The sequence below is a fragment of the Mesorhizobium sp. M7A.F.Ca.CA.004.04.2.1 genome (assembly GCF_004022825.1).
Taxonomy (GTDB): domain Bacteria; phylum Pseudomonadota; class Alphaproteobacteria; order Rhizobiales; family Rhizobiaceae; genus Mesorhizobium.
Map to the genome: position 1 here is coordinate 1 of NZ_RZPH01000056.1, position 12,449 is coordinate 12,449.

Below are 12,449 nucleotides of genomic sequence, written 5' to 3' on the forward strand. Positions count from 1 at the left end.
CATCACCCCGTTCCTCGATCGCTGCCTGGCAGCCGGCATCGACGTGCTGGTCGGCGATCCCCGTCGCAACGATCTGCCGCTGTCCCGACTGCGGTTGCTCGCCGAATACCAGGTGCCGGATTTCGGCGACGCGAAGGGTGCTGCGACCAAGCCGAGCGGTGTCTTTTCGTTTGAGGCGGAAGAGCGCTGACGCTGAGATCAATCCCAGTCACTCGGAATGGCCGGGTTCGACCTCGTTCCGGACCTTTGTCAGGTGAGTACGACTGCCAGAAGGCAGCCATACAGAGCTGACATTCGGCGGCGCAAAATTGGGGTATGATCCAAGGCGCGTTATTCGGGCGTCGTAGGGTGGCTCGGCGAGTCGCAAAACGGCGGGATGGCGCGTTGCTGCCATCACCCCGGCAATGTCGATGTTGCGTTGTCTAACGCTCAGTTCTTCAAGGTCCCCGTCTCAAGCTTGGAGTGCCGCATGGTTGGCCCGCAAGAACTCGGCCGCTGTCATCGGCTTGCGGCCCAAGAGTTTCTCGAGATCCCCCGCCGTGCCGCCCCATTCTCCGGCGTTGATGCCTTGCACCCACACAAGCGCGAAGCGGGCGGCCTGCTCGGGCAGACCCGCCGCCACTAAGTGGGCGATGTAATCGTGATCCGAGCCGGAAACAAACGGCACTCGCTTGCCGCTGACATCCGACAGGATCTGTGCGACATCCGCGAAGGACACGGCGGGATCGCCATACAGCGAGTATGTCTTGTATTCATGGCCGTCTTGGCTCAGCACAATGGCATGCGCCTCTGCTAGGTCGTCACGGCTGGCATAGCCCGCCTTGCCCGCACCAGCCGGCACGTGAACCCCGGTCTCCAGGGCGTTTCCGCCGATGTAGAATGGGATGCTCTCGATAAAGGGCGGATGACGGACGAGCGTGTAGGCTAGGCCGGACGCCTTCAGTTTTTCCTCGACGAACAGATCCTGCTCGGTGATATCCGACAAGGTGAAGGCGGATCCTGCTTCGTGGATGATCGGCATATAGACGATGCGCTTAACGCCCGCCTGCCGAGCTGCGCTAATGGCATTTTGGTGCTGGGTATTGCGATCGGTAAAGGCCGTGGCGGATACGAGCATTAGCTTATCAATGCCCTCGAACGCGCGCACCAGTCCGTCATAGTCGAGATAGTCGCCTTGGCGGATCTCAATCCTATCGGCCGCCAGATCGGCCGCCTTGGCGGGATCGCGGGCCAGGCCGACGAGATCGCTGGCGGGCAACCGCTTCAGGAGATGTTGGAGAGTTTTTCGGCCGATATTGCCGGTTGCGCCGGTTACGAGGATCTTGGCCATGGTGATTTCCTTTGGGCTTTTGCACATCGACACCGTCGTCCGATCCAGGTAAGTCAGAACAGACCTGCAAACCAGTACCGACTATTTGGTAAGTGCCAAAATTCGGAGATCGACGTGACCGAGACAAATTTCCAATGCGGCCTGGAAGCGGTTCTTGCCATCCTTGGAGGCAAGTGGAAGCCGCTTGTCGTCTATCATCTGGCCAGCGGGCCCAAACGCACCGGTCAACTCCGCAGGCTCGTTACCAACGTGAGCGAGAAAATGCTGATCCAGCACCTGAAAGAACTGACGGATGATGGCGTTATTCGTCGCATTGACTTTCAGACGGTGCCGCCGCACGTCGAGTATGAACTAACCGACTTTGGTCAAAGCCTGGCCGGAGTACTCGCGCCCTTGTGCGAATGGGGAACTCATCATACGTCCGAGGTAGCCCTGATCGTGCAAAATCGATCGCGCCCTTCTGCAGGTGCGTAGCGGTCCCAAATCTGGCGGTGGACCAAGGTCCGCCTTTGAGGGAACAGCCCGTCTCCTTTCCACCAATCTCAGCCGTGGGCGGGAAAGCCCAAGTTGATTTGCCCGGCCTCCGCCGTCAGATCGTCTCCTTGACCCGCGCCGAGAGAAAATCCGGCAGGTCGGCGACCGAATCCAGGACCACATCGGCAATGCCGGCCAGCGATTCGCGGGTGCCGGTGCCGGAGAGCACGCCGACTGCCAGCCCGCAGCCGCCGGCACGCGCCATTTCGAGGTCGTGCCTGTTGTCGCCGACCATGGCGATCTCCGCCGGCCTGAGGCCGGTGAGGTCGCTGAAAGCCAGGATGGTGTCGGGCGCCGGCTTCGGATTGGCCACCGCGTCGTAGCCATAGGCCGCGTCGAACAATTGGGCGACGCCGAGCGTCACCAGCGTCTTTTCCGCTCCGCTGGTCGAATCATTGGTGGCGACGCCAAGCCGGTAGGATTTCCTGTGCAAGGCCGTCAACGTGTCGACGATGCCCGGCAGCGCCACGGCCATCGCCGAGCCCTGCACAGAGGTGATCTCGTTGAAGCGGGCAACCGCAAGCATCTGGTCCTCGTTGGACAGGCGCGGAAACCACAATTCGACGACGTCGAGATTGGTGCCGGACGCAAAGATCGAGTCGGGCTTGAAGCGTTTGTTGGCGAAATCGAAGCCGGCGGCGGCCAGCAGCCTGTCGGCTTTCCAGCGATCGCCCTCGGACGCATCCATGGCCATGAAGTCGGCAACGCCGAGCCAGGTGGCGTTGAAGTCGACAAGCGTGCCGTCCTTGTCGAACAATATTCCCTTGATGTCTGCCAAACTTTTCACTCCGAGCCACGCAAATGGTGGATGAATCCCACAAGGCCAGCGGTCGATGCATCCCGCTTGGCGGCACTTTCCTTGCCCTCCACGACAGGCAGAAGGCCGGTGGCCAGTTCCTTGCCGAGCTCGACGCCCCACTGGTCGAAGGAGTTGATGTCGAACAGCGTGCCCTCGACGAAGACGCGGTGCTCGTAGAGCGCGATCAGCCGGCCGAAGGTGCGTGGGTCGAGTTTGCGGTAGAGGATGGTCAGCGAGGGCCGGTTGCCCGAGAAGACGCGGTGCGGCGCTATCTTGTCGACCTCGGCCGGCTTCATGCCCTTGGCCAGCATCTGGGCGCGGGCTTCGTCCAGCGTGCGGCCCTTCATCAGCGCTTCCGACTGCGCCAGGCAGTTGGCGAGCAGCAGATCGTGCTGATGTTTGAGTTCCGGCTCGTGGCCGACCGCCGCGGCGAGGAACTCGACCGGGATGAAATCGGTGCCCTGGTGCAGCAGCTGGAAGAAGGCATGCTGGCCGTTGGTGCCGGGCTCGCCCCAGACCAGCGGTCCGGTCGGCGTCGTCACCTCTGTGCCTTCGAGGGTGACGCTCTTGCCGTTCGATTCCATGTCGAGCTGCTGCAGATAGGCCGGCAGCCTGGACAGGCGCTGGTCATACGGGATGACGGCGCGCGCCGGGTAGCCGCAGATGACGCGATGCCACCAGCCAACCAGTCCAAGCAGCGCCGGCAGGTTCTCCTGCACCGGCGCGGTGCGGAAATGCTCGTCCATCTCGTGCGCGCCATCGAGGAAGGCGCGAAAATTCCGCGGACCGACAGCAATCATCACCGGCAGGCCGATGGCGCCCCACAGCGAATAGCGGCCGCCGACCCAATCCCAGAAGCCGAAGACGCGATCCGGCGCGATGCCGAACCGGGCCACCAGGTCGAGCGCGGTGGAGACGGCGGCGAAATGCTTGCCGACCGCTTCCTTACCCAGTGCTTCTTGCACCCATTTCCGAGCGGTTTCGGCATTGGTCATCGTTTCGACGGTGGTGAAGGTCTTGGAAGCGATGATGAAAAGCGTGGTTTCGGCGGAGAGGCCCTTCAGCGTGTCGTGGATATGGGCGCCATCGATGTTGGAGACGTAGTGGGCGCGCGGCCCGTCATGATAGGGCGCCAGCGCCAGCGTCGCCATGGCCGGGCCGAGATCGGAACCGCCGATGCCGATGTTGACGATGTCGGTGATCTTCTTGCCGGTGGCGCCGGCCGCCTTGCCCGAGCGCACGGCATCGGCAAAGGCGCCCATGGCGTCGAGCACGGCGATGACGTCAGCCTTGACGTCCTGGCCATCGACGGTGACGCCCTTGCCGGTCAGGTTGCGCAGCGCCGTGTGCAGCACGGCACGGTCCTCGGTGACGTTGATCTTCTTGCCGGCGAACATAGCGGCGCGGCGGCCTTCGAGATCGGCGGCCTGGGCGAGCTTTTCCAGCAGCTCCATGGTGGTCGCGTCGACCGCGCATTTCGACCAGTCGAGCAGCAGATCGCCGTCGGTGACGGAGAATTCCACGAACCGCTTGGGATCGGCGGCGAAGGCCTGGCGCATGCTGGCGGGCGCCGCCGCGCGGTGGTCACGCAAGGCGGCGAGCTGTTTTTGAAAGGACGATTGATCCACTGCCAAACTCCGAGACCTCGAGCCATCATTACGGACCGGATGTTTCCGGCGCGTGTCGTCGCGACAATCTATCGGGCCGAACTCCACCCGTTTCAATGCGCAGCGATGACGCACACCGTCACCCCAGCGATGACGCAGACGTCACGCGGCGATGACGCAGACGTCACGTACGGTGTCATCGCCGGGATGAGGCGCCGCGTCACCCCAGGATGGCGCAACGCGGCATCAAAAGGACGTGAAGGATCACTGGCATAAATCCCAACGATCAGAAAAATTGATTGGCGCAACCCCTTGTGCCACGGTTACGTTCGGCTGGTCCAGCCAAGCGAAAAAGGCTGGCCATCGAGGAAATCTCCCATGCCACAGCGAAACGACACGGCGATATGGTCCGGCCTGTTCCGGATTTCGGCTGAATCCGGCCAAACCCTGCAGGCGCAGATCCGCCAAGCCATCGTAGCCGCCATTCTCGACCGCCAGATCGCCGCTTCGATGCCGCTTCCTTCCTGCCGGATCCTGGCCGAAAAACTTGGCGTGGCTCGCGGAACCGTGGTGCTGGCGTTCCAGCAGCTCGTCGACCAGGGTTTCCTGGTGGCGCGCGAGCGGCGTGGACATTTCGTCAATCCCGATGTGCTGGCGCCACCGGCCAAGCCGCACCAGAAGGCGCCCGACCAGGCCAACGAGATCGACTGGAAGGCACGCCGCAAGATCGCCGCCAGCGACATGCCGCCGCCGGCCAAGCACGAGAACTGGATCAAGTCGTCCTATCCCTTCGTCTACGGGCAGTTCGACCCGGCGCTGTTCCCGACCGCCGAGTGGCGCGAGTGCAACCGCATGGCGCTTGCCGTGCTGGAAATCCGTAACTGGGCGTCCGACATGGTCGACCGTGACGATCCGCTGCTGATCGAGCAGATCCAGGCGCGGCTCCTGCCCCGGCGCGGCATCTTCGCCAATCCGGACGAGATCATCGTCACGCTGGGCGCTCAGAACGCGCTCTACATGCTGGCGACGCTGCTGATGTCCAAAGGCTCCAAGGTGGCGATGGAAGACCCAGGCTATCCCGACGCCCGCTCGATCTTCCGCCTTGCGGGCGCTGAGATACAGCCGGTGCCGGTCGACCAGTCCGGCATCGTAACTACTTCTATTGCCAACGATTCCGGGTTCGTCTTCGTCACGCCAAGCCATCATTGCCCGACCATGGTGCCGTTGTCGGCGGAGCGGCGGCAGGATCTTCTGGCGCGCGCCAACCGCTACAACCAGATCATCATCGAGGACGGCTATGACAGCCAGCTTCTCGACGAGGCACCGCAGCAAGCGCTGAAGAGCCTCGATCGCTCCGGCCGCGTCGTCTATGTCGGCTCGATGTCCAAGACGCTGGCTCCGGGCCTGCGGCTCGGCTACATCGTGGCGTCCGCCGGACTGATCGCGGAGCTCAGGGCGCTGCGCCGCTTCATGCTGCGTCACCCGCCGGCCAACAATCAGCGCGCCGTAGCGCTATTCCTGTCGCTCGGCCACCACGAGGCGCTGGTGCGGCGGCTGTCTTCAGCCTTCGACGAGCGGCGCAAGCGGCTGGTCCATGCGATTTCCGCCTTCCTGCCGGAATGGCGTTCGACCGATTCGGCCGGCGGCACGTCGCTGTGGCTCGAAGGGCCGCGCGGCACCGATTCGCGCGGGCTGGCCGAGGCAGCCGCCTCGCGCAGCGTCATCATCGAGCCAGGCGACCGTTTCTTCGATCGCACTGAAAAGCCTTCGCGTTTCATGCGGCTGGGCATCTCGTCGATCGCACTGCAGCACATCGAGCCAGGCATTCGCGAACTGGCCACGGCCGCCGGACGCAGACCCGCGGCCGCCTGATCCATCGTCGATCTCTCGTGACCGGAGCCGTTCGCAGCGGCTCCGGTATTTTAGCTCTGGCACATGGAACTGGGCCAGCTGGCCCATAGGATGGGCCAGTGCCAGCGGCATAGTCGGCGTCAGGGGAAGAAGCAGGCCGATGGTGGATCAACCGCCACGAGTTCCTGCCGACGAAGGTGGAGTGCTTCCATGCCAGTGGCTGTCGAACAGCAGGACACGCCGGCGAACCGTCGTCCGCAGCGCTCCGGTCTTCGCGAAACAGGACATGCCATGCGATCATCTCCCCTGGTGGAGGATACCAGACCACAGCACAAGGCCATCGAGGGCGGCGGCTACGGGCCGCTGCGCGGGGATGACCGCGAGCGTATCCACGAGGGCGTGCTGACGCTTTTGGAGACAGTGGGTTTCGCCAACGCCATTCCTTCCTGCATAAAGGTGCTGACCAAGGTGGGGGCGGTCCACGGCGACGATGGCCGGGTCCGCTTTCCGCGCGCGCTCGTGCTCGACACCATCAAGCGAGCGGCACGACATTTCACGCTTCATGGCCAGGACCCCAGGCACGACATGGTGGTCCAGGGCAAGCGCGTGCACTACGGCACGGCAGGCATCGCCGTGCACCTAGTGGATCTGGAGAAGCGCGAGTACCGCGAGTCCAAGCTGCAGGATATTTATGATGCCGCCCGCATCGTCGACGGGCTGGACAACATCCATTTCTTCCAGCGGCCGATGGTGGCGCGCGACATCGCCGATCCGCTCGAGATGGATTTCAACACGCTTTATGCCTGTGTGATGGGAACATCGAAGCACGTCGGAACATCCTTCACCGTGCGTGAGAACGTGAAGCCTGCGCTTGAAATGCTGTACGCCATCGCCGGCGGCGAGGAGAATTTCCGTGCCCGGCCGTTCGTTTCCAACTCCAACTCATTCGTCGTGCCGCCAATGAAGTTCGCCGAGGATGCCTGCGGCGTGCTTGAGGCCTGCGTCGAAGGCGGCATCCCGATCCTGCTGCTGTCGACCGGCCAGTCCGGCACCACGGCACCCGCGGCGATGGCCGGCGCCGTCGTGCAAGCAGTGGCCGAAGTGCTGGCCGGCCTGGTCTATGTCAACGCGCTCAAGCCCGGCCATCCGGCGATCTTCGGCGCATGGCCGTTCATGTCGGACCTGCGCACCGGCGCCATGGCGGGCGGGTCGGCCGAGCAGTCGGTAGCAACGGCGGCCTGTGCCCAGATGGCGCAATTCTACGACCTGCCCGGTGGCTCCGCCGCCGGCATGACGGATTCGAAATTGCCCGATATTCAGTCCGGCTACGAAAAGGGCATCACCAATGTGATGGCCGGCCTCTCCGGCCTCAACCTCGTCTACGAGGCGGCCGGCATGCATGCCTCGCTGCTCGGCTTCTGCCTGGAAAGCCTGGTCATCGACAACGACATGCTCGGTCATTGCCTGGGCTGCGCGCGTGGCATCGACGTGACTGACGAGGCCCTGTCGATCGACAGCATCGCCGAGGTCTGCCTCAAGGGTCCGGGCCACTATCTCGACAACGAACAAACGCTCAAGCTGATGCAGACCGAGCACTTCTATCCCGCCCTCGGCGATCGTTCCTCGCCGAAGGAATGGAACGAAAAAGGCCGGCCTGATATATTGCTGCGTGCGATCACCGAGAAGAAACGCATTCTTGCCGAGCGATTTCCGCGCCACGTGCCAAAACAGGTCGACGACAGATTGCGTGCCCGCTTCGGCAACCTGATCCACCTGCCGCGCACGCAAATGGGCGCCTGACCGGAGACGAGTTCGTGCAGCCATACAGCCACCACCCGGAACCAATTCAGAACGGAAAACCGCTTCACACTTTTCCTGGAATTGCGCTCTTCGTTTGACGCAATTCCGAACAGAAAACCGCTTCACACTTTTCCTGGAATTGCTCCGGGACCAACCATCGGGCAGAACGACAAATGAGTGTGCATCCTATCCAGCAAGCACCCACCGACGGCGACGCGATCGATCGGCTGGTGGCATCTCATCGGCCAGGTCACGGCCTGGTGCGTGCCTTCTATCATGATCCGGCGATCTTCGAGCGCGACATGGAACGTGTCTTTCGCCGCCACTGGCATTGCCTGGCGCATGCCAGCGTTATCCCGAACCCCGGCGATTTCGAGCTGTTCAAGCTGGGCGACGAGGCGGTCATCCTGACACGCGGCATGGATGGCACCGTGCATGCCATGCTCAATGTCTGCCGCCACCGTGGTGCCGAGGTCTGCACCAAGGAGAAGGGCAATGCGAAGATGTTCGTGTGCCCCTACCACGCATGGGCCTATTCCAATGACGGATCCTTGCGTGCCGCGCGCCTGATGCCAAAGGATTTCGACCGCTCGGCGCACGGGCTGAAGAAGCTTCATGTCCGCGTCGCTTCCGGGCTGGTCTTCATTTCCTTCGCCGAGACGCCGCTCGATTTCGATCCGATCGAACAGTCGCTGCGCACGAGCTGCGGCCAATATGGCTGGGGCGACGCCAAGGTGGCGTATCGTCAGTCCTATCCGCTCGACGCCAACTGGAAGCTCGCCGTCGAGAACTATGTCGAATGTTACCATTGCGGGCCGGCGCATCCGGAATATTCGCAGACGCATGCGCTGGAAAAACCGGCCGAGATGATCGAGCAGCTCAATGCCGCGATGGAGCAACGCACCTGCGCGCTCGGCATCGAGATCGGCAGCGCCAACCGCTGGCAGAACTCGGCCGCCGGACAGGAGGCGATCCACACTTTCCGCTATGCGCTCTATGACGGCGTTTCCAGCGGCAGCAAGGACGGCTCGCCGGTCGCGCCGCTGATGGGCCGTTTCACCGACTATGATGGTGGCGTGACATCGATCCATCTTGGCGGTACGACCTTTCTCGTCTGTTATCCCGATCACGGCATGATCTATCGTTTCATCCCGAAAACAGCTGGTACCTGTGAGATGGAGCTGATCTGGCTGGTGCGCGGCGACGCGGTCGAGGGCCAGGACTACGATCTGGAGAAGCTGACCTGGCTGTGGAAGGTCACCACCGAAGAGGACAAGAAGATCATCGAGCACACCGCGCGCGGCGTGCGCTCGCACTATTTCGTGCCCGGACCGATCGCGCCGATGGAATACAACGAACTGCGCTACATCGGCTGGTATCTCGAGGAGATCAGCCGGGCCTGATCGGCTCGGCTGCCGCGGGGGATCAAGCAGATCTTGCCTTTCGCGTCATTCCGCGCTGAGCCCGTATCGGTCGACGACTTCAGCGTTGATGAGCTTGGCATGCAGCGTCATCAGCACGATCTGCGCGTCGAGGCTGTCGCCGGTTTCAAGCGCCGCCTCGATGCGACGCTCGGCTTCCAGCGTCCGATCATGGCCATTGGCTTGCTCGAAGGTTTCCGGACCCGCGATGCAATAGCTGCATAATTGTGCCACCGACGCATAGGTGCCCGGCGGCGGCTCGTCGGGCCAGCGATCCTTCATCAGGTTGACGATGGTAAGCTTCACGCCCTCCGGCACAAGGGCTGGATGCAGATCGGCGCCGCGCAATGCATCGTCGAGCTGCCTCAAGTCGCCCGAACGGCCGAACATTCCGAGGAAGCCGAGGGAAGAGCGCCGTCCGGCCATGATGTTTCCTTCCGTTTCCAGCCCACTTAGGTGGTGGGCAAGCGGATTACAAAGGCGGTGCTGTCTAACCAGCCGCCGCCAGCAAGACCCCTGCAAGGGCGGATAGCGCGAGTGTCGGCAGCATGCCGACTTTCAGCTTCAGGATGGCGACCATCGCGGCCACGGATAGCAAGGCCGCACGCCAGTCGATGGACGAAAGCACCGGCACGTTCATGCCAAGCCCCGTCGCGTGCACCTCACGGAAGATGACATGCAAAGCAAACCATAGGGCCAGATTCATGATCACCCCGACAATTGCGGCGGTGATCGCGCCCAGTGCGGCCGACAATGCCTTGTTGCCGCGCAAGGCCTCGATGTAGGGCGCCCCGAGGAATATCCAGAAAAAGCAGGGCGTGAACGTCACCCACAAGGTGAGCAGCGCCCCCAGCGATCCGGCAAGCAACGGGTCGAGCGAGCCGGAATGGCGGAACGCGGCGATGAAGCCGACGAACTGCAGCACCAGGATGAGCGGTCCTGGCGTCGTTTCTGCAAGTCCAAGACCGTCCACCATTTCACCCGGCGCCAGCCAGCCGAAGGACTGGACGGCTGCCTGCGCGACATAGGCGAGCACCGCGTAGGCGCCACCGAAGGTGACGACAGCCATCAGGCTGAAGAACCGGCCTATCTCGGTCCAGACGCTTGCGGAGCCGGTGAACCACCAGATCAAAAGAACAGGCCCGAGCCAGATCGGCAGCCAGATGGCGAGGGTGCGCGGCGCGTGCCATTTGGTAGGTTTGACATGGGCCAGTTCGCCACGCTCGAACATCAGGTCGACCGCTCCCTTGGAGTCGGCAACACCGTCTTTGCCATGGGCCGAGCCGGAAAACAGGCCGGGAGCAACGCGGTCCCCCAGCCATCCCGTCAGGCCGGCGAGAAGGACGATGAGCGGAAACGGCACATTCAACGCATAGATGGCAATGAACGCCGCGACCGCGATCGACACCATGACCCGGTTCTTGAGGGCGCGTCGCCCGATCCGGATCACCGCCTCGATGACAATGGCGAGCACCGCCGCCTTCACCCCGAAAAACAGCGCCGCGACGAGCGGCATGTCGCCATAGAGGACGTACAGGCTGCTCAAGGCGAGCATGACGAGCGCGCCCGGCACGACGAACAGGATGCCGGCAACAAGGCCACCGGCCGTCCTGTGCAGCAGCCAACCGATGTAGATGGCGAGTTGCTGGGCTTCCGGGCCAGGCAGCAGCATGCAGTAATTCAACGCATGCAGGAAACGCCGTTCCCCGATCCAGCGCCGCTCCTCGACCAGTTCCTTGTGCATCAGCGCGATCTGCCCGGCCGGACCGCCAAAGCTGAGCAATCCGATTTTCGCCCAGACCTTCGTGGCTTCCGCGAAGGTCGGCGCAGCCGGCGGCTCGACGGTCACCGCCTTATTGTCGGGGACAAGAATGGTCATGATGGTTTACCTGCAGCGGGCCAGTTGTGCGTTTCTTCGGTGGCGTCGCGACACCAGCGGAAGAACGCGTCGTAGAGCAGCATGCCTGCTTCCAGTTGTTCCAAATCGTCGCGGTACATACGCGACAGACCGAGCGAGGCAGCCAGAAAACCGGCCGCCTGGGGCACCAGGTCGAGGCTTGCGGTGTCGGCCGCGCGCACGATCAACGCCAGGCGATCGAGCGCCCCGGATTCCAACCCGAACTCCTCGATCATCGTGTCGAAGGTGCAGCGTTCGCCGCGATGGCTCCAGAACACATTGTCGATGTCGAACGGCACGGCCTGAAAGCGGTCGGCAACAGCCAATACTTCAGCGGGTTCGACAAACAGGAACACCGCGTCGGGGTCGAGGAAACGCCGGATCAGCCATGGGCAAGCGATGCGGTCGACCTTCGGGCGGGATCGCGTCACCCAGACGGTGGCGCCCTTTTCATTGCGTGGCGGCAACTTGGCGGTGCGGACCAGAAGCCCCCCGGCATCGCGCCAGGCCTCAAAGCCGCCTTCAAGGGATTCGGCTGATATCCCCTCATGGCGCATCCATGCGACGACGCCTTGCGAGAGCTTTTGCCCCTTCTGACAGACGACGGCCACCGGCTTGTCGGCAAACTCGGCCGCCCAGGTCGAAACGGTTTTGAAATCGCGCCGGCACGAGGCCGGCAACAGGCGCGGATCGGCTTCGAAATCTTCTTCGATGCGAACATCGATGATGACAGGTGCACCCGGCAGACCTATGAGCCGGGACAATTGCGGTACGGTGATAGCGGTTGTTGACGGCATGGCGTCCACCTCCTGAAAAGAGAAGCTTGGACGCGAACGTTGGGCTGACGCCTCACGGGGTCGTCGCGATGCACCCCTTGTCATGATGGTGGATTTGTTGGGCGCGCTTGTCAAGGACGGTGACCGTTCTCGACCTACCCGGCCAGGATAACCGGAAAACCGATGGCGGCCTGATTTGATCAAGCCGCCATCCGTCGATTCAGTATCAATGATTGTCTCTGGGGACACCGCTGGTGTGCGCGACATCCTGGTATTTCACCGCCGGCTTCAGCACCATCCCCTCCGAGAACTGCGCGACCATGCCGCGCTGGATCTCCTGCCAGGGTGTCTGGTGCTTGGGATAGTGGAAGCCGCCATTGTTCTGCAACTCGGCGCGGCGCCGGGTGATCTCGTCGTCGGTGACGAGGATGTCG

Annotated in this window: 10 protein-coding genes and 2 pseudogenes; 5 read left to right on the forward strand and 7 right to left on the reverse strand. The window is 62.9% G+C overall.

The window, feature by feature from the left end; genetic code table 11:
• Positions 1-190, forward strand: a pseudogene (locus EN893_RS04590) (methyltransferase); the annotation flags it as partial.
• 261 nt (positions 191-451) lie between these two features.
• Here EN893_RS04590 and EN893_RS04595 read toward each other — a convergent pair.
• A complete protein-coding gene (locus tag EN893_RS04595) occupies positions 452-1,330 on the reverse strand; it encodes an NAD(P)H-binding protein (protein ID WP_127267318.1) in 879 nt (292 codons plus the stop codon).
• A gap of 114 nt (positions 1,331-1,444) precedes the next feature.
• On the opposite strand from EN893_RS04595, the gene EN893_RS04600 reads away from it, so the two are divergent.
• Positions 1,445-1,804: a helix-turn-helix domain-containing protein gene (locus tag EN893_RS04600; RefSeq protein ID WP_127267317.1), complete on the forward strand. Its 360-nt coding sequence runs from the start codon at positions 1,445-1,447 to the stop codon at positions 1,802-1,804.
• Positions 1,805-1,919: 115 nt separating this feature from the next.
• Here EN893_RS04600 and EN893_RS04605 read toward each other — a convergent pair whose 3' ends face one another.
• Together EN893_RS04605 and pgi are read right to left on the reverse strand one after the other, a co-directional pair.
• Positions 1,920-2,642: an HAD family hydrolase gene (locus EN893_RS04605; RefSeq protein WP_127267316.1), complete on the reverse strand. Its 723-nt coding sequence runs from the start codon at positions 2,640-2,642 to the stop codon at positions 1,920-1,922.
• Between the two features lie 5 nt (positions 2,643-2,647).
• On the reverse strand, positions 2,648-4,291 hold the full coding sequence (pgi, locus tag EN893_RS04610) for a glucose-6-phosphate isomerase (protein ID WP_127271380.1): 1,644 nt from the start codon (positions 4,289-4,291) through the stop codon (positions 2,648-2,650).
• Between the two features lie 357 nt (positions 4,292-4,648).
• Here pgi and EN893_RS04615 point away from each other — a divergent pair, with 357 nt between their 5' ends.
• From EN893_RS04615 to EN893_RS04625, 3 genes are all read left to right on the forward strand, one after another.
• Complete coding sequence (locus EN893_RS04615; RefSeq protein ID WP_128361425.1) at positions 4,649-6,142, forward strand: PLP-dependent aminotransferase family protein; 1,494 nt, start codon at positions 4,649-4,651, stop codon at positions 6,140-6,142.
• A gap of 189 nt (positions 6,143-6,331) precedes the next feature.
• Entirely contained in the window at positions 6,332-7,921 is a 1,590-nt protein-coding gene (locus EN893_RS04620) for a trimethylamine methyltransferase family protein (protein ID WP_127271378.1), read from the forward strand.
• A gap of 173 nt (positions 7,922-8,094) precedes the next feature.
• Positions 8,095-9,324, forward strand: coding sequence for an aromatic ring-hydroxylating dioxygenase subunit alpha (locus EN893_RS04625; RefSeq protein ID WP_127271385.1), 1,230 nt, complete (start codon positions 8,095-8,097; stop codon positions 9,322-9,324).
• A 45-nt stretch (positions 9,325-9,369) separates the two neighbouring features.
• Here the strand turns inward: EN893_RS04625 and EN893_RS04630 are convergent, their stop codons facing one another.
• From EN893_RS04630 to EN893_RS04645, 4 genes and pseudogenes are all read right to left on the reverse strand, one after another.
• A complete protein-coding gene (locus EN893_RS04630) occupies positions 9,370-9,768 on the reverse strand; it encodes a hypothetical protein (RefSeq protein ID WP_127271376.1) in 399 nt (132 codons plus the stop codon).
• Positions 9,769-9,832: 64 nt separating this feature from the next.
• Positions 9,833-11,221, reverse strand: coding sequence for a chromate transporter (gene chrA / locus EN893_RS04635; protein ID WP_127273111.1), 1,389 nt, complete (start codon positions 11,219-11,221; stop codon positions 9,833-9,835).
• Positions 11,218-12,036 (reverse strand): chromate resistance protein ChrB domain-containing protein, encoded by an 819-nt coding sequence (locus tag EN893_RS04640; protein ID WP_127267013.1) that lies wholly within the window; start codon positions 12,034-12,036, stop codon positions 11,218-11,220. The genes chrA and EN893_RS04640 overlap by 4 nt, the downstream gene beginning before the upstream one ends.
• A 205-nt stretch (positions 12,037-12,241) precedes the next feature.
• Positions 12,242-12,449: pseudogene (locus EN893_RS04645) on the reverse strand (dihydroxy-acid dehydratase); the annotation flags it as partial.

Excerpts from the sequence above, each read along its gene's own strand:
- EN893_RS04615 (WP_128361425.1), top strand. The coding sequence starts at position 4,649 with ATGCCACAGCGAAACGACACGGCGATATGGTCCGGCCTGTTCCGGATT.
- chrA (WP_127273111.1), bottom strand. The coding sequence starts at position 11,221 with ATGACCATTCTTGTCCCCGACAATAAGGCGGTGACCGTCGAGCCGCCG.
- EN893_RS04640 (WP_127267013.1), bottom strand. The coding sequence starts at position 12,036 with ATGCCGTCAACAACCGCTATCACCGTACCGCAATTGTCCCGGCTCATA.
- EN893_RS04630 (WP_127271376.1), bottom strand. The coding sequence starts at position 9,768 with ATGGCCGGACGGCGCTCTTCCCTCGGCTTCCTCGGAATGTTCGGCCGT.
- EN893_RS04620 (WP_127271378.1), top strand. The coding sequence starts at position 6,332 with ATGCCAGTGGCTGTCGAACAGCAGGACACGCCGGCGAACCGTCGTCCG.
- EN893_RS04625 (WP_127271385.1), top strand. The coding sequence starts at position 8,095 with ATGAGTGTGCATCCTATCCAGCAAGCACCCACCGACGGCGACGCGATC.
- EN893_RS04595 (WP_127267318.1), bottom strand. The coding sequence starts at position 1,330 with ATGGCCAAGATCCTCGTAACCGGCGCAACCGGCAATATCGGCCGAAAA.